This window comes from Elioraea rosea (assembly GCF_007644105.1).
GTDB classification, from domain to species: Bacteria; Pseudomonadota; Alphaproteobacteria; order Acetobacterales; family Acetobacteraceae; genus Elioraea_A; species Elioraea_A rosea.
In genome coordinates this window covers 20,500-45,893 of record NZ_VFAC01000005.1, presented here as the reverse complement: position 1 = coordinate 45,893, position 25,394 = coordinate 20,500, and the positions used below count along the sequence as shown (strand labels likewise).

General features: G+C 69.9%; 25 protein-coding genes. 20 read left to right on the top strand and 5 right to left on the bottom strand.

Features of this window, described 5'->3' with window-relative positions; all coding sequences use genetic code 11:
* The first annotated feature begins 37 nt into the window (after positions 1-37).
* The 6 genes from FIF60_RS05410 to FIF60_RS05385 are packed head-to-tail and all read left to right on the top strand — an operon-like array spanning position 38 to position 7,077.
* Complete coding sequence (locus FIF60_RS05410; RefSeq protein WP_144184641.1) at positions 38-1,894, top strand: extracellular solute-binding protein; 1,857 nt, start codon at positions 38-40, stop codon at positions 1,892-1,894.
* A gap of 15 nt (positions 1,895-1,909) precedes the next feature.
* Positions 1,910-3,010, top strand: coding sequence for a microcin C ABC transporter permease YejB (locus FIF60_RS05405; RefSeq protein ID WP_144184639.1), 1,101 nt, complete (start codon positions 1,910-1,912; stop codon positions 3,008-3,010).
* Between the two features lie 6 nt (positions 3,011-3,016).
* Positions 3,017-4,051 carry an ABC transporter permease gene (locus FIF60_RS05400; RefSeq protein WP_144184638.1) on the top strand — a complete coding sequence of 345 codons (1,035 nt, stop codon included), beginning with the start codon at positions 3,017-3,019 and terminating at the stop codon, positions 4,049-4,051.
* The gene (locus FIF60_RS05395) at positions 4,048-5,679 is read left to right on the top strand and encodes an ABC transporter ATP-binding protein (protein WP_144184636.1); all 1,632 of its coding nucleotides are present in this window, start codon (positions 4,048-4,050) and stop codon (positions 5,677-5,679) included. Before FIF60_RS05400 ends, FIF60_RS05395 begins: the two co-directional genes overlap by 4 nt.
* Before the next feature lie 19 nt (positions 5,680-5,698).
* A complete protein-coding gene (locus FIF60_RS05390) occupies positions 5,699-6,148 on the top strand; it encodes a hypothetical protein (RefSeq protein ID WP_144184634.1) in 450 nt (149 codons plus the stop codon).
* Positions 6,145-7,077: a 2-hydroxyacid dehydrogenase gene (locus FIF60_RS05385; RefSeq protein ID WP_144184632.1), complete on the top strand. Its 933-nt coding sequence runs from the start codon at positions 6,145-6,147 to the stop codon at positions 7,075-7,077. The genes FIF60_RS05390 and FIF60_RS05385 overlap by 4 nt, the downstream gene beginning before the upstream one ends.
* Positions 7,078-7,164: 87 nt before the next feature.
* On the opposite strand, the gene FIF60_RS05380 is transcribed toward FIF60_RS05385, so the two are convergent.
* Both FIF60_RS05380 and FIF60_RS05375 read right to left on the bottom strand, forming a co-directional pair.
* On the bottom strand, positions 7,165-7,536 hold the full coding sequence (locus FIF60_RS05380; RefSeq protein ID WP_144184630.1) for a MarR family transcriptional regulator: 372 nt from the start codon (positions 7,534-7,536) through the stop codon (positions 7,165-7,167).
* Between the two features lie 190 nt (positions 7,537-7,726).
* Positions 7,727-9,088, bottom strand: coding sequence for a leucyl aminopeptidase family protein (locus FIF60_RS05375; RefSeq protein ID WP_144184628.1), 1,362 nt, complete (start codon positions 9,086-9,088; stop codon positions 7,727-7,729).
* 203 nt (positions 9,089-9,291) lie between these two features.
* On the opposite strand from FIF60_RS05375, the gene FIF60_RS05370 reads away from it, so the two are divergent.
* Entirely contained in the window at positions 9,292-10,221 is a 930-nt protein-coding gene (locus FIF60_RS05370; RefSeq protein ID WP_158639075.1) for a DMT family transporter, read from the top strand.
* Complete coding sequence (locus FIF60_RS05365) at positions 10,218-11,141, top strand: EamA family transporter (protein ID WP_144184624.1); 924 nt, start codon at positions 10,218-10,220, stop codon at positions 11,139-11,141. The genes FIF60_RS05370 and FIF60_RS05365 overlap by 4 nt, the downstream gene beginning before the upstream one ends.
* Here FIF60_RS05365 and FIF60_RS05360 read toward each other — a convergent pair.
* Positions 11,125-11,586, bottom strand: coding sequence for a glycine zipper 2TM domain-containing protein (locus FIF60_RS05360; RefSeq protein WP_239451500.1), 462 nt, complete (start codon positions 11,584-11,586; stop codon positions 11,125-11,127). The two genes, FIF60_RS05365 and FIF60_RS05360, sit on opposite strands and share 17 nt — an antisense overlap.
* A 250-nt stretch (positions 11,587-11,836) precedes the next feature.
* Between FIF60_RS05360 and FIF60_RS05355 the strand changes: the two genes are divergently transcribed.
* The 12 genes from FIF60_RS05355 to FIF60_RS05300 all read left to right on the top strand — a co-directional run bounded on the left by FIF60_RS05355 (position 11,837) and on the right by FIF60_RS05300 (position 23,869).
* Entirely contained in the window at positions 11,837-12,949 is a 1,113-nt protein-coding gene (locus tag FIF60_RS05355; RefSeq protein WP_144184622.1) for a lytic transglycosylase domain-containing protein, read from the top strand.
* 104 nt (positions 12,950-13,053) lie between these two features.
* Positions 13,054-13,461 (top strand): Zn-ribbon domain-containing OB-fold protein, encoded by a 408-nt coding sequence (locus tag FIF60_RS05350; protein WP_239451499.1) that lies wholly within the window; start codon positions 13,054-13,056, stop codon positions 13,459-13,461.
* Positions 13,462-13,473: 12 nt separating this feature from the next.
* Positions 13,474-14,625, top strand: a complete 1,152-nt coding sequence (locus FIF60_RS05345) for a thiolase (RefSeq protein ID WP_144184620.1) — start codon at positions 13,474-13,476, stop codon at positions 14,623-14,625.
* A 5-nt stretch (positions 14,626-14,630) separates the two neighbouring features.
* Entirely contained in the window at positions 14,631-16,724 is a 2,094-nt protein-coding gene (locus tag FIF60_RS05340) for an acetate--CoA ligase family protein (protein ID WP_144184618.1), read from the top strand.
* Position 16,725: 1 nt separating this feature from the next.
* Positions 16,726-17,586 (top strand): MaoC/PaaZ C-terminal domain-containing protein, encoded by an 861-nt coding sequence (locus tag FIF60_RS05335; protein ID WP_144184616.1) that lies wholly within the window; start codon positions 16,726-16,728, stop codon positions 17,584-17,586.
* Positions 17,583-18,278, top strand: a complete 696-nt coding sequence (locus FIF60_RS05330; protein WP_144184614.1) for a 3-oxoacid CoA-transferase subunit A — start codon at positions 17,583-17,585, stop codon at positions 18,276-18,278. Before FIF60_RS05335 ends, FIF60_RS05330 begins: the two co-directional genes overlap by 4 nt.
* A gap of 13 nt (positions 18,279-18,291) precedes the next feature.
* A complete protein-coding gene (locus tag FIF60_RS05325) occupies positions 18,292-18,951 on the top strand; it encodes a 3-oxoacid CoA-transferase subunit B (protein ID WP_144184612.1) in 660 nt (219 codons plus the stop codon).
* Entirely contained in the window at positions 18,948-20,042 is a 1,095-nt protein-coding gene (locus tag FIF60_RS05320; protein WP_144184610.1) for an acyl-CoA dehydrogenase family protein, read from the top strand. Before FIF60_RS05325 ends, FIF60_RS05320 begins: the two co-directional genes overlap by 4 nt.
* A gap of 10 nt (positions 20,043-20,052) precedes the next feature.
* On the top strand, positions 20,053-20,826 hold the full coding sequence (locus tag FIF60_RS05315) for an enoyl-CoA hydratase/isomerase family protein (RefSeq protein WP_144184608.1): 774 nt from the start codon (positions 20,053-20,055) through the stop codon (positions 20,824-20,826).
* A gap of 1 nt (position 20,827) precedes the next feature.
* Positions 20,828-21,997: an acyl-CoA dehydrogenase family protein gene (locus tag FIF60_RS05310; protein WP_239451498.1), complete on the top strand. Its 1,170-nt coding sequence runs from the start codon at positions 20,828-20,830 to the stop codon at positions 21,995-21,997.
* 8 nt (positions 21,998-22,005) lie between these two features.
* Complete coding sequence (locus tag FIF60_RS05305) at positions 22,006-23,403, top strand: amidase family protein (protein ID WP_144184606.1); 1,398 nt, start codon at positions 22,006-22,008, stop codon at positions 23,401-23,403.
* Positions 23,404-23,434: 31 nt separating this feature from the next.
* Positions 23,435-23,869, top strand: coding sequence for a RidA family protein (locus tag FIF60_RS05300; protein ID WP_144184604.1), 435 nt, complete (start codon positions 23,435-23,437; stop codon positions 23,867-23,869).
* A gap of 179 nt (positions 23,870-24,048) precedes the next feature.
* Here FIF60_RS05300 and msrA read toward each other — a convergent pair whose 3' ends face one another.
* Positions 24,049-24,597, bottom strand: coding sequence for a peptide-methionine (S)-S-oxide reductase MsrA (msrA, locus tag FIF60_RS05295; RefSeq protein WP_144184602.1), 549 nt, complete (start codon positions 24,595-24,597; stop codon positions 24,049-24,051).
* A gap of 89 nt (positions 24,598-24,686) precedes the next feature.
* Positions 24,687-25,391, bottom strand: a complete 705-nt coding sequence (locus FIF60_RS05290; RefSeq protein ID WP_144184600.1) for an RraA family protein — start codon at positions 25,389-25,391, stop codon at positions 24,687-24,689.
* Positions 25,392-25,394 lie beyond the last annotated feature (3 nt).

Genomic DNA, 25,394 nt, shown 5'->3' with positions numbered 1-25,394 from the left:
TCTAATCGCCGTGAGGTCAACGCGGGAGGAGAGCAGGATGCGTCGTCGCGAGATCGTTTCGGCGTCCCTGGCCGTGCCCGTCGCGGCCTCGCTTCCGGCCGGGCTGCGCCCGGCCGCCGCCCAGGCTCCCGCCGGCTCCGTCCGGACGCACGCGCTGAGCCTTCTCGGCGAGCCGCGCTATCCGCCCGACTTCACGCACTTCTCGTACGTGAACCCGAATGCGCCGAAGGGCGGCGAGGTGACGCTCGCTGCCATCGGCAGCTACGACAGCTTCAACCCGTTCATCGTCCGCGGCGTCGCCGCCGCAGGCATCGGCGGCGTCTGGATGACGCTGCTGAAATCCTCGCAGGACGAGGCGAGTACCGAGTACGCCAACCTGGCCGAATGGGTCGAGATCGCGCGCGACGGCACGTGGGTCGCGTTCGAGATCAACCCCAAGGCCGTGTGGCACGACGGCCGGCCCATCACGGCAGACGACGTGGTGTGGACCTTCGACACGCTTCGCCAGAACGGGCGGCCGTTCTATCGCGCCTACTGGGGCGACGTGACGGAGGCGGTTGCCGAGGGGCAGCGGCGCGCTGTGTTCCGCTTCCGCGACGGCGCGAACCGCGAGCTGCCGCTCATCCTCGGCCAGCTCATGATCCTGCCCAAGCACTGGTGGGAGGGGCGCGACTTCACCCGCCCCCTTCTCGAGCCGCCGCTCGGCTCGGGCGCCTACCGCGTCGACCGGTTCGAGGCGGGGAGGACGGTAACGTATCGCCGCGTCGCGGACTGGTGGGCCAAGGACCTTCCCTCCGAACGCGGCACCGACAATTTCGACGTGATGCGCTACGAGTATTTCCGTGACGCAACGGTCGCCTTCGAGGCGTTCAAGGCAGGCCAGATCGACTTCCGTGCGGAGAACGTCGCCAAGGAATGGGCGACGGGCTACGACTTCCCCGCCCGCCGCCGCGGCCTCGTGAAGCTCGAGGAGATCCGCCACGAGCTGCCCACCGGCATGCAGGCCTTCGCGATGAACATCCGCCGCCCGCTGTTCAAGGACAGGCGGGTGCGCGAGGCGCTGATGCTCGCCTTCGACTTCGAGTGGTCGAACCGCAACCTCTTCTTCGATGCCTACGCGCGGACGAGCTCATACTTCTCGAATAGCGAGCTCGCCTCCTCCGGCCTGCCTCAGGGCGAGGAGCTTGCCCTGCTCGAGCGCTTCCGCGGCAAGGTCCCGGAGGAGGTGTTCACCACCGAGTTCAAGCTTCCGGTGACGGACGGCTCGGGCAACAACCGCGACAATCTCCGCCGCGCGCTGACGCTCCTGCAGCAGGCGGGGTGGACGGTGCGCAACCAGCGCCTCGTCAACGCCCGCGGCGAGCCGTTCAGCTTCGAGATGCTGCTGTCCTCGCCAAGCTTCGAGCGCGTGGCCCTGCCCTATGCCCAGCAGCTCCAGCGCCTCGGCATCGAGATGCGGACGCGAACGGTGGACACCGCGCAGTACCAGGCGCGAACGGACAGCTTCGATTTCGACATGACGGTGGACGTGTTCGGCCAGTCGCTCTCGCCAGGCAACGAGCAGCGCGACTACTGGACCTGCGAGAAGGCGAAGCTCGAAGGCTCGCGCAACACGATTGGCGTGTGCGATCCCGTGATCGACGAGCTCGTCGAGCTCGTCATCAACGCGCCGGACCGCGAGCAGCTGATCACGCGCACCCGCGCGCTCGACCGCGTGCTTCTCTGGGGCCACTACGTCGTGCCGCACTGGCACAGCCGCGTGTTCCGCGTCGCCTTCTGGGACAAGTTCGACAGGCCGGCCACGCCGCCGCGCTATGGGCTCGGCTTCGACACCTGGTGGGTCGACACCGCGCGCGAGGCACGGCTCGCCGAAGCCCGGCGCAGCGGCGGCTGAGGTCCCGCGCCCGCGATGGGAGCCTATATCCTCCGGCGATTGCTGCTGGTGATCCCGACGCTGTTCGGCATCATGGTGATCAACTTCGCCGTGATCCAGTTCGCGCCGGGCGGCCCCGTCGAGCAGATGATCGCCGAGCTTCGCGGCACGGCCGTCTCGGCCACGGAACGGATCAGCGGAGGCCAGGGCGAGACGCTGCGCGCGCCCGACAGCGGTTCGGCCTCCTCAGGCGAGAGCGCCTATCGCGGTGCGCGCGGGCTCGACCCGGCCATCGTGAAGGAGATCGAGAGGATGTTCGGCTTCGACAAGCCGCCTCTCGAACGCTTCGTCGACATGATGGGCAACTACCTCACCTTCGATTTCGGCCGCAGCTTCTTCCGTGACCGGACAGTGGTCGAGCTGATCCTCGAGAAGATGCCCGTCTCCATCTCGCTCGGGCTCTGGACCACGCTTCTCGTCTACCTGATCTCCATTCCGCTCGGCGTTCAGAAGGCAGTGCGCGACGGCTCCCGCTTCGATGTCGCGACCTCTGCCGTCGTTCTGATCGGCTACGCGATCCCGGGCTTCCTGTTCGCCATCCTGCTCGTCGTGCTCTTCGCCGGCGGGTCGTTCCTGCAATGGTTCCCCTTGCGGGGCCTGACGAGTCCCGGCTGGGCGGAGATGAGCTTCGGGGCGAAGATCATCGATTATTTCTGGCACATGGCGCTGCCCATCACGGCGATGGTGATCGGCGGCTTCGCCTCTCTGACGCTCCTGACCAAGAACTCCTTCCTCGACGAGATCGGCAAGCAGTACGTCATGACGGCGCGCGCGAAGGGCGCGACGGAGAGCCGCGTCCTCTACGGCCACGTGTTCCGCAACGCGATGCTCCTGATCATCGCGGGCTTTCCTTCCGCCTTCATCGGCATCCTCTTCACCGGCGCACTGCTCATCGAGATCATCTTCAGCCTCGACGGTCTCGGCCTGCTCGGCTTCGAGGCGGCGATACGGCGCGACTATCCGGTGATGTTCGGAACGCTCTACATGTTCACGCTGCTCGGCCTCGTCATGCAGATCGTGGGCGACATCATGTACACGGTCGTCGATCCGCGGATCGACTTCTCCGCGCGGCGCTGAGGCGGGATGCGCCTCTCTCCCCTGAACCAGCGCAGGCTCGCCAATTTCCGTGCCAACCGGCGCGGCCATGCAAGCCTCTGGCTCTTCGCCCTGCTTTTCGTGGTCACGCTCTTCGCCGAGCTCATCGCCAATGACCGCCCTTTGCTCGTGCGCTACGACGGAGCGTTCTACGTTCCCGTGATGGTCGACTATCCGGAGACGACGTTCGGCGGCTTCTTCCCGACCACGACCGACTATCACGACCCCGCAGTGCAGGAGCTGATCCGCGAGAAGGGCTGGATGATCTGGCCCGCCGTTCCGTTCCGCTACGACACGGTGGTGAAGGACCTTCCCGTTCCCGCCCCCGCCCCGCCTTCGTGGACGAACCTCCTCGGAACCGACGACCAGGCGCGCGACGTGCTCGCGCGCGTCGTCTACGGCTTCCGCATCTCGGTCCTGTTCGGCTTCACGCTGACCATCGTCTCCTCGATCGTCGGCGTCGCGGCCGGTGCGGTGCAGGGCTACTACGGCGGCTGGGTCGACCTCGCCTTCCAGCGCTTCATCGAGATCTGGTCGGGCCTGCCGACGCTCTACCTCCTCATCATCCTCGCCTCGATCATCACGCCGACCTTCTGGATCCTGCTCGTCTTCCTGCTTCTGTTCTCGTGGATGGGGCTCGTCGGCGTCGTGCGCGCGGAGTTCCTGCGCGGGAGGAACTTCGACTACGTGCGCGCTGCCAAGGCCATGGGACTGTCGGACGTGCGGGTGATGGTGCGCCATATCCTTCCCAACGCGATGGTCGCGACGCTGACCTTCATGCCCTTCATCCTCGCCGGCTCCGTGACGGTGCTGACCAGCCTCGACTTCCTCGGTTTCGGCCTGCCGCCTGGCTCGCCTTCGCTCGGCGAGCTTCTCTCGCAGGGCAAGAACAACCTCCAGGCGCCGTGGCTCGGCATCACCGGCTTCATCGTGCTTGCGGTGCAGCTCACGCTTCTCACCTTCATCGGCGAGGCGGTGCGCGACGCGTTCGACCCGCGCAAGCTTCCGGGAGGAGGGCGGTGAGCGAGCCCCTTCTCACGGTGAAGGACCTCGGCGTCACGTTCCGCGCGGGCGATCGCGACATCGTCGGCGTCGAGGGCGCGTCCTTCACGCTCGACCGTGGCGAGACGCTCGCGCTCGTGGGCGAAAGCGGCTCGGGCAAGTCCGTCACCGCGCTGTCGGTCCTGCAGCTCCTGCCCTACCCGGCCGCGCGGCACCCGGAGGGCTCCTCCATTCGTCTCGCCGGAAAGGAGATGATCGGCGCCGATCTCGAGACCTTGCGCGAGGCGCGCGGCGGCATCGCCGGGATGGTGTTCCAGGAGCCGATGACGAGCCTCAACCCGCTGCACACGATCGAGAGGCAGATCGTCGAGGCGGTGCAGCTGCATCGCCCGCTGCCGAACGGCGCGGCGCAGGAGCGCGCGATCGAGTGCCTTGCGATGGCGGGCTTTGCGGATGCGACGAACCGCCTCGGCGCCTATCCGCACCAGCTCTCCGGCGGGCAGCGCCAGCGCGTGATGATCGCCATGGCGCTCGCCAACGACCCGGCCCTCCTGATCGCGGACGAGCCCACGACGGCGCTCGATGTGACGATCCAGGCGCAGATCCTGAAGCTGCTCGCCGAGCTCAAGCAGCGCCTGGGCATGGCCATGCTGCTTATCAGCCACGACCTCGCGATCGTCCGCCGCTACGCGGACCGTGTGTGCGTGATGCAGAAGGGGCGCATCGTCGAACAGGGCGCGGTGGCCGACGTGTTCGAGCGTCCCCAGCATCCCTATACGCAGATGCTGCTCGCCGCCGAGCCGAAGGGCTCGCCCGATCCGGTGCCCGAGGATGCGCCGGAGATCATGGCGGGCGAGGACGTGCGCGTCCACTTCCCCATCCGACGCGGGCTCCTGCGCCGCACCGTTGCCGTCGTGAAGGCGTGCGACGGCGTCTCGGTGCGGGTACGCGAGGGCGAGACGGTCGGACTGGTCGGCGAGAGCGGCTCGGGCAAGACGACGATGGGCCTCGCGCTGCTCGGGCTCGAGAAGGCCGAAGGCGCGATCCGTTTCGAGGGCCGCTCGATCCAGGGGCTCGACCGATCGGAGATGCGACCCCTGCGCCGGCGGATGCAGATCGTGTTCCAGGACCCCTACGGCTCGCTGAGCCCGCGCATGTCGGTCGCGGAGATCGTGGGCGAGGGGCTCGCGATCCACGAGCCTGGCCTGTCGCGCGAGCAGCGCGACCAGGCGGTGGCCGATGCCATCGTCGAGGTCGGGCTCGATCCCGGTTCGATCAACCGCTACCCGCACGAGTTCTCCGGCGGGCAGCGCCAGCGAATCGCCATCGCCCGGGCGCTCGTGCTCAAGCCACGCTTCATCGTGCTCGACGAGCCCACCTCCGCGCTCGACATGTCGGTGCAGGCTCAGATCGTGGCACTGCTCCGGGGGCTTCAGGAGAAGCACCGCCTCGCGTATCTCTTCATCAGCCATGACCTGAAGGTCGTCCGCGCCATGGCGCATCACGTCGTGGTGCTGAAGGATGGCCGGGTCGTGGAGGAGGGGGAGACGCATGCCGTGATGGACGAGCCCCGCGAGCCATACACACGCGCGCTGATGGACGCGGCCTTCTCGCTGAAGGCCACGGAAAGCGGCGTGGTGCGAGGCTGAACCATGGGCGCCTCCGTTCATGGCTGACCGAAGGGTCCGCGACGCGCATGCCCTCCTCGTTCGCCTCGTGCGCGAGAACCGTATCCGGCTCGGGGTGAATGTCGGGCTGATGAACCGGCCAGGCTCTCCGGTCTTCCGACGCATCGAGACGGCGCTGCCGATCTTCCTCGGGATCATGGGCGTTGTCGGCGCCGTCGCCATCGGCGGGTTCCCGCTCGGCCTCGTCGCGCTCATGGCCGGTCTCGGCATCTGGTTCCTGGTGATCCTACCGCGGATGAAGGACCAGGTGTACGAGCGCACCCTCGGCTACGTGACGTCGGACCCCGACGCCTTCGTGAGCGTGTGGGACGCCAAGGCCGTCACGCTGCAGCGCGACGGCGAGGACTGCCGCCCGCCGGGAGACTGGATGGCCTTCGTCAGGGCGACGAAGACGCAAGAGGAACTGGACAGGGAAGACGGGGTGAGATGAACGCGCTTCTGGTTTCGACGAAGCCGGCGACGATGCAGGTGTGGCGGGAGGAGCTGCTCGCGCTCGACCCCGCGCTCGACATACGCCTGCACCCCGAAAGCGGGCCGGTCGAGGACATCACCGCGGCGGTGACGTGGAACCACCCGCCGGAGGACCTCTACCGCTACCCGAACCTGAAGCTGCTGATCTCGATGGGCGCGGGCGTCGACCATCTGTTCCGCCCGCCCGGGCCGCCGCCTGGCGTCGCGGTCGTCCGCCTCGTTGACCGGCTGCTGACGACGGCGATGAGCGAGTACGTGCTGCTCGCAGTTCTGCGTCACCACCGGCAGGACGCTGGTTATCGCGCGCTGCAGGCACGGCGCGAGTGGGAGGAACTTCCTGCACCGGATACCGAGGCAACGCGGATCGGCGTCATGGGTCTGGGCAATCTCGGCGCCGATGCGGCCCGCAAGCTCGCCGCACTCAACTTCCAGGTGGCGGGATGGTCGCGTACGCCGAAGCAGCTTGACGGGATCGAAACGTTCGCGGGGGCGGACGGACTGATGCCGTTTCTTGCGCGAACCGACATCCTCGTCTGCCTGCTCCCGCTCACGCCTGAGACGGAGGGCATCATCAACGCGCGAACCCTCGCCGGGTTGCCGCATGGCGCATATGTGATCAACGCAGCGCGGGGCGCGCATGTGGTGGAGGAGGACCTGCTCGCCGCGCTCGATTCCGGCCAAGTGTCCGGTGCCACGCTCGACGTGTTCCGCACAGAGCCCCTGCCGCGCGAGCACCGGTTCTGGACGCACCCGAACGTGATCCTGACCCCGCATGCGGCGAGCATCACGATTCCCCGAAGCGTTGCGCCTCAGGTCATCGACAACCTCGCCCGGCTGCGGGAAGGCCGCCCGCTCGCCAACGTGGTGGACGTGTCGGTCGGCTACTGAAGGGGAAAAGGAAAAGGCCCGGCATCTTTCGATGCCGGGCCTTTCGCTTGTGCGATCAAGGCGTTGCGCCCTTTCGGGCGCCTGCGCTCAGCCTGCGCGCTTGAGCCCGTAGCCACGGCCCGTGCCTGCGGCCTCGCCCATGATCTTGCGCATCTCGCGGAGGAAGGCCGCACCCTTCAGCGTCTGCTGAACGATCACGCTGCGGCGGTCCTGCGGGTCGACCTTGCGGCGGGCGAGGTCGAGCTCGCCGAGGCGATCGAGCGCGCGGGTGATCGCGGGCTTCGAGACGTTCAGCTCGTGGGCAAGGCCACGAACCGTGTGCGGACCCTCGGTGAGATACACCGTCAGGAACACGCCGAGCTGGCGGGCGGAAAGGTCTGGCCCGTCGCGGCGCACGAGCGAAACGATGGTCTCACGGAGCACGGAGAGAAGGTGCTCGCTTGCGGGGTTTGCTGCCATATCATTGTCCTCGGCTTGTGATGGCGGCACCGAAACGGCCGCCTCGTGGAGAGTGATGTATTGCATCCCGCAGGAAAAACCACCCCCCGGAACGAAAAAGTTTCATGGTCGTGACCAAAGGGCTGCTCGCGCAATGCGGGGCAGCGTTGCGATTACGAGACAAGTGATCAGGAACGTGACGGGCCGCGGCTCACGCGAATCGCGCGGAAAGCGCGCGGAACGTGGCTCTCAGCGCGGTCGCCTCGCCTCCCTCCGGCCGGCAGGGCCGCGTGGCGTCGTTCCAGGCGTAGAGATCGATATGCGCCCACGGGATGGCAGGCGATACGAAACGCTGAAGGAACAAGGCTGCGACGATTGCTCCCGCATGCGTGTTCCCGGACACGTTCGCGAGATCGGCCGGCCCCTTCTCGAGCCACGAGGCATAGGGCTGCCACAGCGGCAGCCGCCACAGCGCGTCCTCTGCCTCCATGCCGGCCGTCACGAGCTCCGCTGCCAGCGCATCGTCGTTCGAGAACAGCGCCGCGACGTCGGGCCCCAGCGCCACGCGGGCCGCGCCGGTGAGCGTCGCGAAATCGAGAATCGCCGCGGGGTTGGCCGCATCCGCATCCGCAAGCAGGTCGCAAAGGACGAGACGACCCTCGGCATCCGTGTTGCCGACCTCGACTGTGATGCCCTTGCGCGTGCGCACGATGTCGAGAGGCCGCATCGCATGCGCGCCAATGGCGTTCTCAACCGCGCCGACGAGCAGCCTGAGCCGCACCTTCAGGCCAGCTCGCATCACGAGTCGCGCCACGCCGAGCGCGACCGCCGCCCCGCCCATGTCCTTCTTCATGCGCAACATCATCGCGGGGGGCTTGAGGTCATACCCGCCCGTGTCGAACACGACGCCCTTGCCGCACAGCACCACGAGAGGCGCATCCGGTCCTGCGCCATTCCACGACAGATCCGCCACCACCGGTGGGCGCGCGCTGCCGCGGCCGACCATCGCGACCGTCGGGTAGGCGTGCTCGAGCGTCTCGCCCCGCGTCAGCGTCACCGAAGCGCCCGCCTCGCGGCCAACATCCGCGACCGCCTCGGCAAGCTCGGACGGCCCGAGCACGTTGGCGGGGTGGTTCACAAGGTCGCGCGCAGCCCACACCGCCTCCGCCTCGGCCTCCGCGAAGCCGGCCTTGGCGGAGATGGCAAGTCGGGCCGCCGCCCGGCCCTGCCGGAACCGCCCGTACCGGTAGGCGCCGAGCGCCCAGCCGAGGGTCGCTGCCTCCTCGTCGACCTCGCCGGCAAGGCGCCATACGGTTCCCTCGGGCAACGCGGTCGCCGCCGAACCGAAGGCAGCACGCGGGCTCGTGCCGTCGCCAAGGCCGATCATCGCGCCCGCAAGCCCCGAATCGCCGGGAAGCAGAACCGTCTCGCCCTGCTTGGCAGCGAATCCGGAAGCCTCCACGAAGCGCCCCACAGCGTTGGGCAGTGTCGCGAGCAGGCCGCGCAGGGACGATGCCGAAACCGCGTGCAGCGGCAGCGCTGCAGCATCCATCGGCGCGAAACAGGGCAGCATCGTCTCTCCTCGACACGCGGGCGTGACCGTTCCCTCGCGGGAACGGGGCGCCGATACCCAATGGCTTCGAGGAGCGCAAGGCCGCCCGCCTGGCCCGCCGCCCTGCTCACGCCGCATGGCCGATCGGGCTTGAAGAGGCTAAGCCTGCCGTGGTGGCGGAGGCGGAGGGGCGTGTGGGCAGTGCGTCGCGGGCAGCGCCCGGGGTGTCGGGCGGGGAGGGGCCTCGCGAAGCGCTGGCGCGTCCGCGGCTCCGCGCAGCCGTCCTGCTTGCCGCGGCGAGCCTGTTCTGGGCGGGGAACTTCGTTCTCGGCCGCGCAGCCTCGGGAGACGTGCCGCCGATCGGCCTCGCCTTCTGGCGCTGGGCGCTTGCCGGCGCGGTGCTCGCACCCTTCGCCGCCCCGGCGGTCTGGCGCGACAGGTCGGAGATCCTCCGCCACGGCTGGCTGTTCTTCGCGCTTGGCCTGTTCGGCGTCGGCAGCTTCAACACGCTGACCTACATCGCGCTCTCGCGCACCGAGGCGATCAACGCGGCGCTGACCAATTCGCTGATCCCCATCTCCATCCTGTTCGCCGCGTTCGTGATCGACCGCGAGCGCCCGAGGCTCTGGCAGCTTGCGGGCCTCGCCCTCTCGCTTGCCGGCGTGGCGGTGATCGTCGCGCGTGGCGACGTCGGTTCGCTCGCGGGCCTCGCCGTGAACAGCGGCGACCTCATCATGCTGATCGCCGTGGTGGCCTGGGGCCTCTACACGGTGCTGCTGCGCCGCGTTCCGGCCGCTCTTCGCGCGCGGCTCGGGCCGATGGGCGTTCTGCTCGCGGCCATCGTCTTCGGCCTTCCGGTGATCGGCCTCTGCCACCTGCTCGAGCATGCTCTCGGCGGCATCGCCATGCCCTACGATGCCGCCTCGCTTGCCCTCGTCGGCTACACCGCCCTGTTCGCCTCGATCGCGGCCTATCTCTGCTGGAACGGCGGGGTCGCGCTGGTCGGGCCGGCCGCGTCGGGTCCGTTCCTGCACCTCCTGCCGCTGTTCGCCGCGCTGCTCGCCGTGCCGCTGCTGGGCGAGGAGGTGCGCGCCTATCATTTCGTGGGATTTCTGCTGATCGTCGGCGGCGTCGCGCTCGCGGGGCGGCGGTGAGGCTGCTCGGCGCGCATTCGCCACTGGCAGGCGTCGGGTGGATGCTCGTCGCGATGGCGTTCTTCTCGGTGATGAGCGCCTGCGGCAAGGCCGTGCTCGGCACGGGGCTGCCGTTGCCGCTCTTCATGCTCTCGCGCGCGGTGGTGACGATGCTGGCGCTCTCGCCATGGCTGCTGCGCCGCGGCGGCGCAGGGCTTCTCGCCACGCGCCGGCCCTGGATGCATCTCGGGCGCGGCCTCTGCGGCGTCGCCTCGATGGGGCTCGGCACGCTCGCGCTGACGCTCATACCGCTCGCCGATGCGATCGCGCTGAACCAGGCGCGGCCGCTCTGGCTTCTGGCGATCGCTGTGCTGTTCCTTGGCGAGAAGGTCGGCTGGCGGCGACCTCTCGCGGGGTTGATCGGGTTCGCCGGCGTGCTCGTCGTCGCGTTCGGCGAGCGCGGGGCGGGGGCGGGAATGGGACTGAACGCCGGAACCATCGCTGCGCTGACCGGCTCGATCGCCGGGGCGGGCGTCGGCGCCTTCGTCCGCCGCCTCGCCGCGGTGGGCGAGCCGCCGTTCCGGGTCGTGTTCCTCTACGCCGCAGTCAGCCTCGTCGTCTGGACGCCGCCGAGCGTCATCGTCTGGCAGACGCCCACGGCGGAACAGGCGCTGCTGCTCGTCATCGCCGCGTTCTGCGCGATCGCCGGGGATTTCTGCGCCTCCTTCGCCGCGCGGCGTGCGGAGGCGAGCCTGCTTGCGCCGGTCGAGTTCGTGCAGGTGCCGATCGGCGCGCTGATCGGCTTCTTCGCCTTCGCCGAACGCCCCGGCTGGCCGCTCTTCGCGGGCGCTTCGCTGATGATGCTCTCGGTCGCCTACATCGCCCGCCGCGAGGCGCAGCTTGCGCGGCTCAGGCGGGCGGAGGTCAGGCCCTCGGGGTGATGCGCGTCCGGTCGCCGCGCAGCACCGTCACGCGGTCGCCCACCCTCAGGCCCTGCTCGTTCGTCTGCACCACCGCGATCGTGCCGCCGCCTTCGAGCTCGACGATGAACTCGTTCGCGGTCGTGGTGGTGAGCGACCGTTCGGCCGCGCTCCCTGCGACGCCGCCGACGACCGCGCCGGCGAGGCCCGCCAGAAGGTTCGACCGCCAGTCCCCGCCGATGAAGCTGCCCGCCACGCCTCCCGCGGCGCCGCCGAGCAGGGTGCCCGTGCGCCCCGAACCCTCGACGGAGACGGGCCTGATCGAGACGATCGTGCCGGTTTCGACCTGCGCCTCGCGGTTCATCTGCTCGGGCGAATAGGTCGTGGCGGTGTTGGTCGGCGCGCAGCCGGCGAACAGGGCGGCTGCCATGAGCAGCGCCGCGAACGGCTTGACGGAGATGACCATCCTCCACCCCTCCAGGCGTTGCGCGGATCGGGTCAGGGATGCCAGACCCTGTGGCGCCTCCGCAACAGGATCGTGTCGCGATGATCGAATTGCGACCCGAGCCCACTTCATATGCTTGGCACGGCCTAGCGTTCGGTTGTAGCCATTTAAAGGCCGTTTTTGAGCGCGACCGTCAACGTCGCGCCGGAAGGCGTTTCGCTTCCTGTTGCAGTGCGGCATATCTGCCGGCTGGTGTTCGGAGAGGGGTGGCATGGCGAGCAGGCAGGGCGTGCGTGGGTCGAGCGCGGCCACCATCCTCCGGATGCTCCTCTGCTGCGTTGCCCTCGGCGGCCTTGCGGCCTGCGGCGGAAGCGGCGGCAACCGGGCCCACTACGCAAGCGGCCCGCGCGACTATTCGCCTCCCGGCCCGCCGCATGACCCCTGGGGCCCCTACATCGTCGAGGCCTCCCAGCGCTATGACGTGCCGGAGGCATGGATCCGCGAGGTGATGCGCGTCGAAAGCGCCGGCCGTCCGATGGCGCTGTCCGGCGCCGGCGCGATGGGGCTGATGCAGGTGATGCCTGCCACCTATGCGGAACTCGCCGAGCGTCACGGTCTCGGGCCGGATCCCTACTACCCGAAGGACAATATCCTCGCCGGCACGGCCTATATCCGCGAGATGTATGAGCGCTTCGGCAACCCGGGCTTTCTCGCCGCGTACAACGGGGGACCAGGCACCTTCGACAACTACCTCGCCGGGCGCCGCGGCCTGCCGAACGAGACGCGCAACTACGTCGCCAAGATCGCGCCGCAGATCGCCGGCACGCATCCGCGCTACCGCGCCGACCCGGTCGTGTACCAGATGGCCGCGATCCCCACGAACATCCCGGCCGGTCGCCGTCGCCCCGGCGCGATGCCGACGCAACTTGCCTCCTACTCGCCGCCCCGCCCGCCGCCTGCCCCGCCAACGCAGGTCGCCGCCGCGCCGGTCAGGGCGCCGGTGCGCGAGCCCGTGGTGGTCGCCGCGACCACGCGCAGCCCCGCTCCGCCTTCGCAGGGCGGGTTCCGCCTGATCTCCTCGGCCCACGCCGCGCCATCCTTCGGTGCACCGCGGCCGACCGCCCTGGTGGGCGACTGGGCGATCCAGGTCGGCGCGTTCCAGGCCGAGGCCCAGGCGCGATCGGCCACGGAGGCGGCCCGCCGCGCCGCGCCCGACATCCTCGCCTCGGCGCGGCCCGATCTCCGCCAGGTGCGGACCTCGTCGGGGACGCTCACGCGCGCCAGGCTCGCGGGCCTGTCGGCCGACGCCGCCGTCGCAGCCTGCCAGAGGCTGGAGCGCGCGAACCGCACTTGCGTGGCGCTCTCTCCCGACGCGCAGGGCTGAGCCTGGCCTGAGCCCCGCGAGGTTGCCGCCGGCCTTTCGGCGCGGCATGCTGTCGTGACATCCGGCCCGCGCCCGCGGGTATTGCCACGACGAGGAAACGAACCGTGTCCGAACAGAAATCCGGGCCAGCCGCAGGCACGGCGCCGGGGCCCGAGGCCGTGTTCCGCGCCCATCTCGCCGAAGGGAAGTTCATGCTGCAGCGGAGCGCTTCCGCGGGTGTGCATGTCTTCTACCCCCGCGTCGCCGTTCCCAGCACCGGCGAGACCGACCTCGAATGGGTCGAGGCATCCGGCCTCGGCACGGTCTACGCCACCACGGTGACGCGGCAGCGCCCGAACCCCGACGGCTCCTCGGCCGACTACAACATCGCCATCATCGCGCTCGACGAAGGCCCACGCATGATGAGCCGCGTCGAAGGCATCGCCCCCGACAAGGTGACGATCGGGATGCGCGTGAAGGCGCGGGTCGCGACCGTCGATGGCGCGCCCAACGTCGTGTTCGACCCGGCCTGAGGGGAACGAGAGATGGCACACTCCCTTCGCGGCAAGGCGGCGATCGTCGGCATCGGCACGGCGGGCACGGGCGAGGCGCCGGGGCGGTCGGCGATCGAGCTACTCGCCGAGGCGTCGATCGCTGCCGTCGCCGATGCCGGGCTGACGGTTGCCGAGGTCGACGGCATCTTCACCGCGACCTCGGTGCATGCCTTCCCGACCCTTTCGGTCGGCGAGTATCTCGGCATCAAGCCGAAATACTTCGACGGCACGAATGTCGGCGGATCGAGCTTCGAGGCGCATCTGCTGCACGCATCGCTCGCCCTCGATGCCGGGCTCTGCGACGTGGCACTCATCTGCTACGGCTCGAACCAGCGCACGGCGGGCGGCAAGCTGGTCTCGATGTCGGAGCCGCAGGTGTGGGAGGCGCCGTTCAAGCCGCGCCACCCGATTACGGCCTACGCGCTCGCGGCCTCGCGCCACATGCACGAGTTCGGTACGACGCGCGAGATGCTCGCCGAGGTGGCCGTCGCGGCGCGGGCCTGGGCGAACCTGAACCCCAACGCCTTCGCCCGCGGCCCGCTCTCGCGCGAAGATGTGCTGAAGAGCCGGATGGTGTCGGATCCGCTCTCGGTGCTCGATTGCTGCCTCGTCACCGATGGCGGTGCGGCCTGCATCATGACGCGGGCGGATCGCGCCAGGCACCTGAAGCATAAGCCCGCCTACTTCCTTGGCGGTGCCGGCGCGCAGTGGCATCGCACCATCTCCTCGATGCCGGATCTCGCCATCACCGCGGCTTCCGAGAGCGGCCCGCGTGCCTTCGCCCATGCCGGGCTCTCGCCGTCGGATGTGCATCTGGCGATGCTCTACGACGCCTTCACCATCAACACTATACTCTTCCTCGAGGATCTCGGCTTCTGCCCGAAGGGCGAGGGTGGGCGCTTCGTGATGGACGGCGCGATCGCGCCAGGCGGGCGGCTTGCGGTGAACACCAATGGCGGTGGGCTCTCCTGCGTCCATCCCGGCATGTACGGGATGTTCCTGATCGTCGAGGCGGTTCAGCAGCTTCGTGGCCGTGCCGGCGAGAGGCAGCTCGAGCGATGCGATGTGGCGCTCGTGCATGGCAATGGCGGGACGCTTTCGAGCCAGGTGACGGCGCTGCTCGGCAACGAGGCGGCACTGTAGCGGCGATGCGCTTCGCATCGCTGACGCCGCTTCTCGCGCCGCGCAGCATCGCCATCCTCGGCGCGAGCCAGGACCCCATTCGGATCGGCGGCCGGCCGATCGCCTACATGAAGGAGCGCGGCTTCGCCGGCCCGATCCTGCCGGTGAACCCGAACCGCGACAGGGTGCAGGGCCTGCGCGCCTACCCGACGCTGGCAGACGTTCCGGGCGAGGTGGATGCCGCGATCATCGCCGTACCTGGCGCTGCGGCCGAGCAGGCGGTGGCCGATTGCATCGCCAAGGGCGTGAAGGCGGCGATCATGTTCACCGCCGGCTTCGCGGAGGTGGACGAGGCCGGCGCTGCCGTGCAGGCACGCTTCACCGCGGCGGCGAAGGCAGCCGGCATGCGGCTTCTCGGGCCGAACGCGCTCGGCCTCTTCAACGCGCGGCTCGGCTACTACCCGATCTTCTCCTCGAGCTTCGAGAATGGCTGGCCGCACCCTGGGCGCATCGGCATCGCGAGCCAGTCCGGCGCCTACGGCACGCATCTCTTCGCGCTGGCGCGTGACCGCCGCCTTGGCACGCCAATCCTGGTCACCACCGGAAACGAGGCGGACGTGACGCTCGGGGAAGCCATCGGCTGGCTCGCGGAGGACCCCGAGACGGACGTGATCGTCGCGTACTCGGAAGGCGTGCGCGATGCTCCCTCCTTCCTTGCGGCGATCGAGACGGCGCGGCGTGCGCAGAAGCCCGTGGCGATGATCAAGGTCGGCCGCTCCGCGCTCGGCGCGAGGGCGGCGCGCAGCCACACCGCCTCGATCGCCGGCGACGATGCGGTAACGGATGCGGTGCTGCGCGATGCCGGCGTGTTCCGCGCGCGTAACACCGAGGAGCTGCTCGACGTTGCCGAGGTCTCGACGCGGCGCATCTACCCCGTGGGAAACACGCTTGGCGTCGTCACCATCTCCGGCGGTGCGGGGGTGCTGATCTCCGACGCGGCAGAGGCGGTGGGGCTCGCCATGCCGCCGATGCCGGAGGAGGCGCAGGCCCGGCTGAAGGCGCTCGTGCCGTTCTCGTCCTCCGTCAACCCGGTGGACTGCACCGCGCAGGCCTTCAACGACATGTCGGTGATCGGCCGATTTGCAGAGAGCATGCTGGGCGACGGCGGCTATACGAGCGCCATCGCCTTCTTCACCCAGGTGGGCGCCTCGCGCAGCATCGCGCCCTCGTTGCGCAAGCAACTCGATGCGACGGTGGCGAAGTTTCCCGACAGGCTGTTCATCCTATCGGTGACGGGGCCGGACGAGACGATCCGAGCCTGGCAGGACGGCGGCTATCTCGTGTTCGAGGACCCGACACGTGCGGTGGGCGCGCTGGCCGCAATGGGCCGCTTCGGCGAGGCCTTCGCGCGACCGGCTGCGAGCGCGCCTATGCTTGCGAACCCTCCCGACCTGCCCGCTGCGTCGCCCGACGAGGCGGAAGCGAAACGGATTCTCGCGGCCATTGGCATCGCCTCGCCGGAGGAGGTGCTGTGCGCTTCGGCCGAAGCCGCCGCCGCGGCGGCCGATCGCCTCGGCTTTCCCGTCGCGATGAAGCTCGTCTCACCTGACGTGCTGCACAAGAGCGAGATCGGCGGCGTGAAGCTCGGGCTGGAAGATGCGGAGTCGGTGCGATCCGCCCATGACGAGATCGTGGCCAATGCCGCGCGGCATGCGCCCGAGGCGCGCGTGGCGGGCGTGCTCGTCACGCCGATGGTCTCGGGCGGCGTCGAATGCGTCATCGGCGTCACGCGCGACCCCGTGTTCGGGCCCGTCGCGATGGTCGGCCTGGGCGGGGTGTTCGTCGAGGTGCTGCGCGACGTGTGCCTTCGCCTATGCCCCTTCGGTGAGGCTGAGGCGCTCGCAATGATCCGCTCGCTCCGCGGCTTCCCGCTGCTCCACGGCGCGCGCGGCCGCCCGCGCATGGACGTCGCCGCGCTGGCCGCCGCGCTCTCGCGCCTCTCCTGCTTCGCCGCCTCCGCAGGGCCGCGCCTCGCTGGCGTGGAGGTGAACCCGCTGATGGTGTTGCCGGAAGGCCGCGGCGCGCTCGCGCTCGATGCGGTGCTGACGCTGGAGGACTGACATGCCGCTCGACCCCGCGAAGCTGCTCGCCTACCCCATCCCCGAGATCCGCCAGGCGCTCACGCGCAAGGACACGATGCTCTACGCGCTCTCAGTCGGCCTCGGGCAGGACCCCGTGGACGACTGGCAGCGCCGCTTCGTGTACGAGCCCGAGCTCATCGCACTCCCGACCATGGCGGTCGTGCTCGGCTATCCGGGCTTCTGGCTCGGCCGGCCCGATACGGGCGTGGACGCGACGCGGCTCGTGCATGGCGAACAGTCGGTCACCCTGCATCGCCCGCTGCCTGTGGAGGGCGAGATTATCGGCCGCTCACGCGTCACCGGCCTGGTTGACCGCGGTGCTGGCAAAGGTGCCCTGCTCTACTCCGCGCGCGAGGTGCTCGATTCCGCGGGCTCGCTGCTGGCGACGCTCGAGAGCACGACCTTCCTCCGCGGCGATGGCGGGTTCGGCGGCGCGACCGGGCCCGTGAAGGCGCCGCACGCGATCCCCGACCGCGCGCCGGACGCGACGCTGTCGCTCACCACCCGCCCCGAGCAGGCGCTGCTCTATCGCCTCAACGGCGACCACAACCCGCTGCACGCGGACCCGGCGGTGGCGGCGAAGGCAGGCTTCCCGCGCCCGATCCTGCACGGGCTCTGCACCATGGGCGTCGTCGGCCACGCGCTTCTCCGCCTCTGCTGCGGCGGCGAACCGGGCCGGATGAAGCGCATCGACCTCCGCTTCTCGGCCCCCGTCTTCCCGGGCGAAACGATCGTCACCGAGGTGTGGGATGAGGGCGGCGGCCGGTTCGGCTTCACCGCCCTTGCCGCCGAGCGCGAGACGATGGTGATCAACAATGGGCTTTGCGAGGTGGCGCCATGATCGACAAGTTCGTGCGCGGCACGGCCGAGGCGCTCGCCGGGGTGAGGAGCGGCGCGACGATCCTGATCGGCGGGTTCGGCCAGGTCGGCACGCCGAACGCGCTGATCGAGGCGCTGTCGGAGGCGGACCTGCGCGACCTGACGGTGGTGTGCAACAACGCCGGCACCGGCACGCACGGGCTCGCGCGTGTGATGGCAGAGGGACGGGTCCGCAAGATCATCTGCTCCTTCCCGCGCAGCGCGGGTTCGGTGGTGCTCGAGGAGCTGTACAAGGAGGGGAAGATCGAGCTCGAGATCGTGCCCCAGGGAACGATGGCGGAACGGATGCGCGCCGCCTCCGCCGGGCTTCCCGCCTTCTACACGCCAACCGGCCTCGGCACGGCGCTCGCCGAGGGGAAGGAGACGCGCGAGTTCGACGGCCGCACCTATGTGCTCGAGCGCGCGCTGAGAGGCGACGTGGCGCTGGTCGAGGCCTGGCAGGCCGATCGCTGGGGGAACCTGACCTATCGGAAGGCAGGGCGGAACTTCAACCCGGTCATGGCGATGGCCGCCGAGCTGACCATCGCGCAGACGCAGCACGTGGCGGAGCTCGGCGCCCTCGACCCCGAGGCGATCGTCACGCCCGGCGTGTTCGTGGACCGCGTCGTGCATATCCCCTACGGTGAGCCCGATCTCGGCAAGCCGCTCTATTGACGGGAGGACAGAGATGGACGCTGTGGTCGAGCCCAAGCCGCTGAACCGCACGCAGATGGCAGCCCGCGTGGCGGCCGACATCCCAGAGGGCTGGATCGTCAATCTCGGCATCGGCATTCCCACCCTGGTGGCCGATCACGTGCCCGAGGACCGCGAGGTGATCTTCCACAGCGAGAACGGCGTGATCGGCGTCGGCCCCGCTCCGGCGGAGGATGCCCGCGACCCGTGGCTGATCAACGCCGGCAAGCAGCACGTCACGCTGCGTACCGGCGGGGCCTATGTGCACCACGCCGACAGCTTCGCGCTGATCCGCGGCGGGCATCTCGACCTCTGCGTGCTCGGCGCCTTCGAGGTGGCCGAGAACGGCGACATCGCCAACTGGTCGACCGGCGCGAACGAGAAGGCACCGGCCGTCGGCGGCGCGATGGACCTCGCCGCCGGTGCGAGGCGCCTCTGGGTCGTGATGGAACACACGACGAAGGATGGCCGCCCGCGGCTGGTGCGGCGCTGCTCCTACCCCCTCACAGCGCTCGGCGCCGTCAAGCGAATCTACACGAACCTGGCAGTCATCGATGTCGAGCCGCGCGGCTTCGTCGTGCGCGAGATGATCCCCGGCCTGACGCTCGAGGCGCTGCAGGCGCGGAGCGAAGCCAGGCTCCATCTCCCGGCATGAGCGCGGTGGAGGATCGTGCGGAGGGCATCCGGCTCCTCCGCGATAGTGCGGCCGCCATCAGCCCCCGCAACGGCCCGCTCGGGCGCGTCCGGGCGCTGCGCAGCACCGAGGCGGGGTTCGACCGCGCGGTGCTCGCCGAGATGGGCGCGCTCGGCTGGCTCGGGCTTCGCGTGGCGGAGGAGGCGGGCGGGGCCGGTCTCGGCGTCGCGGAGCTCTGCGCGCTTGCCGAGGAACTCGGCCATGGCCTCGCGCCCGAGCCCTTCGTCGCCGTCGCCGCCATCGCCGCGCCGCTCGTTCCGGAAGAGGATGTGATCGCCGGCGCGCGCGTCCTGCTTCCCGCGTGGGCGGAGAAGCCGCATGCGGTCGACGCCAGTGGCACGACGAGTGCTGCGATCGACGGCGCGACGCTTCGCGTCACCGGCCGCAAGATCGCCGTGCCAATGGCCGCCGGTGCCGACGGGTTCCTCGTCACGGCGCGCGAGGGCGACGCGCTGTCGGTCGTGCTCGTCGAGACCGGCGTGCCGGGCGTCACGCTGCACGCCGAGTCGACGGTCGATGGCGGGCATCTCGGCACGCTGACGCTCGAGGCCGCGCGCTGTGTGCGCGTCGCGGAGGACGCCTCCTCCCGCATCGCCCGGCTGCTCGACGAGGCTGCGATCGCGACGGCGGCGGAGCTCGTCGGGCTGATGGACCGGGCCTTTGCCATCACGCTCGACTACCTCAACACGCGCCAGCAGTTCGGCAAGCCGATCGGCGCGTTCCAGGTGCTGCAGCACCGTGCCGCCGACCTCAAGATCCAGCTGGAGCTGGCGCGCGCGGCTGTGAGCCACGCCGCCTCGGTGTGCGACGATGGCGCACCCGCCGCGCAACGTGCCGCCGCCGCGTCGCTTGCGAAGGCCCGCGCCTCCGACGCGGCGTTGACCGTCACCCGCCAGGCGATCCAGCTTCACGGTGGCATCGGCTACACCGACGAGGCGGATATCGGGCTGTTCCTGCGCCGGGCGATGGTGCTCGCCGCGTGCTTCGGCACCGCGACCGCGCATCGCCGCCGCTACGCCGAGGCGGCGCCACCGCTGGATGTCGACGCCTGATGGGGGGCACATGATCGCGACGGAGCCGGTTCTCGTCTCGCGCGACGGGGGCATCGTCACGCTCACGCTGAACTGGCCGGAGCGCCGCAACGCGCTCTCCGTCGCGATGCGCCACCGCCTGGCGGATGCGATCGAGGACCTCGAGGCCGACAGGACCGTCCGCGCGGTGATCCTCACCGGAACCGGCGAGCATTTCTGCGCCGGCGGCGACCTCACCGGCATGCATGTGGAGAGCGTCGCGGAAGGCCGCGAGAGGATGCGCCATGCGCACAGGCTCATCCGCCTGATGGTGCATGCGCGCTGTCCCATCGTCGCCGCCATCGAGGGCTGGTGCGCCGGTGCCGGCATCTCGCTCGCCTGCGCGTCGGACCATGTGGTTGCGGGAGCGGAAGCGAAGTTCCTCGCGAGCTTCGGGAAGGTCGGCCTGCTGCCGGATCTCGGCCTGCTGCACACGCTTCCTGCGCGCGTCGGCCAAGCCCGGGCGCGGGAGATGCTGCTCTTCGCCGAGGCGCTCGATGCTCCCCGCGCAGAGGCGATCGGGCTCGCCGACAGGGTCGTCCCTGCCGGGTCGGCGCTGAAGGTGGCGCGCGAGAGGGCGGAGGTGCTCGCCTCTCTTGCGCCGCTGACGCTGGCCCTCACCAAGGCCGTTCTCGCCGAGGGGCTCGACCAGGCCCTTGCCCGCGAGCAGGATCTGCAATCGGCCCTCTACCTCACGCCCGACCATGCCGAGGGCAAGGCCGCCTTCCTCGAGAAGCGGCAAGCCCGATTCGGAGAAGGATCGTGACATGAACGAGATGACGCGCCCCGCCCCGGACGACCTCAACGCCATGCCGGACGACGCGTTCCGCACCCATGTCCGCGGCTGGATCCAGGCCAACTGCCCGCCCGAGCTCCGCCACCCGCCGAAGCGGCTTCACTGGTCGCAGTCGAAGCCCTGGTACATGGCGCTCGCGAAGCAGGGCTGGCTCGCGCCTGGCTGGCCGCGCGAGGTCGGCGGCATGGGACTCTCGCCGTCCAAGCAGATCATCTTCATTGAGGAGCTGGAGCGTCACGGCGCGCCGCGCACGAACGACATGGGCATCACCATGATCGGGCCGCTGCTGATCCGCTATGGAACCGATGCGCAGCGCGCGCGGTTCCTGCCCCGCATCCTCGCGGGCGAGGACATCTGGTGCCAAGGCTACTCCGAGCCCAACGCGGGGTCGGACCTCGCCTCGCTGCGCACCGAGGCCGTGCTGGAGGGCGGCCACTACGTCGTCAACGGGTCGAAGATCTGGACCACGCTCGCCAACGACGCGAACTGGATCTTCCTTCTCGTACGGACCGACAGGCAGGCCAAGAAGCAGGACGGCATCTCCTTCCTTCTCTGCCCGATGGACCTGCCGGGGATCACCGTTCGCCCCATCGTCACGCTCGATATGCATGACGAGTTCTGCGAGGTGTTCTTCGACAACGTGCGCGTGCCGGCGGAGAACCTGGTCGGCCAGCCGAACAAGGGCTGGACGATGGCCAAGGCGCTGCTCGGTTTCGAGCGCATCTTCCTGGGCTCGCCCAAGCAATCGACCTACGCGCTCGCCAAGCTCGCCCAGGTGGCCGAGCACATGGGCGTGGCGGACGATCCCGTGTTCGCCGAGCGCTTCACGCGCCTGAGGATGGACCTCGAGGACCTGAAGGCGCTCTACGAGACGCAGGTCGCCAAGCTTCGCCGCGGCGAGGAGCTCGGCGCGGACGTGTCGATGCTGAAGGTGTGGCAGAGCGAGCTCTACCAGCGCATCACCGAAACGGCCTTCGAGATCGCCGGCGAGGAAGGCGTGATGGTGAACCCGATCGGCGGGAACCGCTCGCTCAACCCCGCGGCCTCCTTCATCCAGAGCCGCGTCGTGTCGATCTACGGCGGGTCGAACGAGATCCAGCGCGGCATCATCGCCAAGAACGTGCTCGGCCTTCCGGGATAGGACCATCGATGACCGAACTCTGGGCTCTCTCCGCCGCCGAGCAGGCGCGCGCCATCCGCACGCGTGCCGCCAGCGCGCGCGAGGTCGTCTCCGCCGTGCTTGCGCGCCATGAGGCGACGCACCCGGCGATCAACGCCCTGGTCGAGATGCGGGCGGACGAGGCGCTGCAAGCGGCCGATGCGGCCGACAGGGCGGTCGCGCGCGGCGAGGCCCTCGGGCCGCTGCACGGCGTGCCAGTGACGCTCAAGGTCAACATCGACCAGCAGGGCTACGCGACGACCAATGGCGTGGTCGCCTTCAAGGACCAGGTCGCGGCGGTGGACAGCCCGGTCGTCGCCAATCTGCGCCGCGCCGGCGCGATCCCGATGGGGCGTACGAACACGCCCGCCTTCAGCTACCGCTTCTTCACCGACAACGCGCTGCACGGACGCACGCTGAACCCCCGCAACCCGCGCCTCACGCCCGGCGGCTCCTCGGGCGGGGCCTCGGCATCTGTCGCGGTCGGCGTGGCTTCGATCGCGCACGGCAATGACCTCGGCGGCTCGATCCGCTACCCGGCCTATGCCGTGGGCGTTGCCGGCATCCGCCCGAGCTTCGGCCGCGTGCCCGCCTTCAACGGCACCGCGCCCGATGAGCGACCAATCACCCTGCAGATGATGAGCGTGCAGGGCCCGCTCGCGCGCACGGTCGGCGACCTTCGCCTCGGCCTCGCCGCCATGGCGCAGCCTGACCCGCGCGATCCCTGGTACGCACCGGCGCCGCTCGAGCTGCCGTTGCCGCCGAGGCCCTGGCGCATCGCCTTCTCGACGCTCGGCGCCGACGAGCCGGTCGCGGCCGCGCTTCGCCAGGCGGCCGGGTGGCTTGCGGAAGCTGGCTGCGCCGTCGAGGAGGTCGGCATGCCCCGGTTCGAGGAGGCGGCAGAGCTCTGGCGCGGCCTGCTGATGACGGAGGGGGAGCGGGTGATGTCGCCCGTCATCGAGAAGTACGGCGATGCCCAGATCAAGGCGGCCTATGCCGGCTGGGCGGCCAACGTGCCCACGCTCGAGCCGGCGGCCTTCGCAGCCGGCCTCGCCCGCCGAACGGCGATCTGGCGTGACTGGAGCGTGTTCCTCTCCGCCTACGCGGCCGCACTGCTTCCCGTGTCGCTCGAGCCGCCCTTCCCGCAGGACCTCGACCAGAAGGGCGCGGAAGCGGGGGCGCGCATCCTCCGTGCCCAGGCGCCGCTCTACGTCTTCAACCTGCTCGGACTTCCCGGGCTCTCGGTGCCGACGGCGACGATGGCGGACGGCATCCCGCTCGGTGTGCAGATTGTCGCCGCCCGGTTCCGCGAGGACATCTGCCTCGCGCTCGGCGAGATCATCGAGGCACGTGCGGGCGTGACGGGAGCGATCGATCCGGTATCATGACAGTCCACGTCATGATCGGGGGAAACATCGCATGACCAGGATTGCCCTGCTTGCCGCCGCCGCGCTCGTTGCCCTGCCTGCGCTGGCGCAGAACCAGGTGGTGTCGACGCCGAACGCGCCGGCCGCGATCGGCCCGTACAGCCAGGCGATCAGGGCGGGCAACACGCTCTACCTCGCCGGGCAGATCGCGATCGACCCCGCGACCAACCAGGTCAAGTCCGGCACGATCGAGGAGGAGACGAAGCTCGTCCTCGACAACCTCAAGGCGGTCCTTGAGGCCGCCGGCATGACGATGGCCAATGTCGTCTCGACGACCGTGTTCATGGCCGACCTCAACGAGTTCCCGCGCATGAACGCCGTGTACGCGACGTACTTCCCCTCCAACCCGCCGGCGCGCGCGACCGTCCAGGTCGCCCGCCTGCCCCGCGACGTCAAGGTGGAGATCGCCGCGGTTGCCGTGAAGTAGCCGGGCCGTTCCTGCGGCCTCCGGCTGGCCGCCTCGCGGGGCGCTGGTCGCGCCTCTGCCGGCGGCAGCTCACTCAGGTACTGCGTGGCCCTGGAGCGTCGCCGGTAGGTCGCGCCGGCCTCCGGCAGCGGCGCTTGGCGCCGCGCGAGGAGGCAGCGCCCGGAGGCCGCCCGGAATGACTAGGCCGCTTTGAGATGCGCCGCGTAGGCCTTGCGGAACTTGGCGACCTTGGGCGCGATGACCACACGGCAATAGCCGGCCCAGGGGTTGCGCTCGTAATAGCGCTGGTGCTCCGCCTCGGCCGGCCAGAACGTCGTCAGCGGAACGAGCTCCGTCGTCAGTGGCGCGGGCCAGATCCCTGCTGCCTTGATCTCCGCCATGACCTGGCGCGCCGTCTCGGCCTGGGCGTCGTCATGGGTCAGGATGATCGAGCGGTATTGCGGGCCAACATCGGCGCCCTGCTGGTCTTTCGTCGTCGGGTCATGGACGGTGAAGAACACGCGCAGAAGGTCGGCATAGTCGATCATCGTCGGGTCGTAGGCGACCTGGACGACCTCGGCATGGCCGGTCTTCTTGCCGCACACCTGCTCGTAGCTCGGGTTGTCGACATGCCCGCCGGCGTACCCGCTCGTCACCTCCGACACGCCGCGCAGCTCGCGGAACAGCGGCTCGAGACACCAGAAGCAGCCACCGCCGAACGTGGCCAAGGCACGGCTCGTCTCCGCCATCTCAAGTCCTCCCTGGGGTTGCCCAGGAGATGGGCACGCAAGGTAGCCGGCGGTAGTCCGCGACGGTTACGAGCGCGTGACCAAACGCCTCACGGCACGAGCTTCGCCGTGTCGCTTCCGGCAGCGACCCAGGAGCGGTACTGCGCCATCGTCGCCTCGCTCGGCGGGTAGAGCCCGGCCAGGACCTCGCCGGCCTCGACGCGGAGGCGGATCCACTTCTCGGCCGCGTCCTGCTCGGCCGCCTCGGTCAGGATCGGGCCGGCAAGCGCGGCCGGCAGCACCACCACGCCGTCCTCGTCGCCCATGATCGTGTCGCCGGGGAACACCGTCGCCCCGCCGATGCCGACGGGGCAGCCCATGTCTGCGAGCATGAGCCTGGTGAAGGATGGCGGCGGGGCGGCGCCCTTGCAGAACACCGGCAGGCCGAGACCCCTGATCTCCGCGGCGTCGCGCACGGCGCCATCGGCCACCACGCCGGCGACGCCGATCGCCTTCAGCCGCGCGGCGATCACGTCGCCGATCAGGCCGGTGTCGGCGACCCCCATTCCGTCCAGCACCAGCACGTCGCCGGGCTTCAGGGAGGCGAGGATCGTGTGCATCAGCGCGTTGGCGTTGGAGAGGCTCTGCTCGGCAAGCCGATCTTCCCTGAGTGGCACGTAGCGGGCGGTGACGGCGCGGCCCACGAAGCGACAGCGCGCGGGGTCGAGCGCCGTCAGCCCGCCGCAATGGGCGGAGCGGATGCCATGCTTCTTCAGCAGAAGGGTGGTGACGGTCGCCGTGGTCGCGTCGGTCATCGT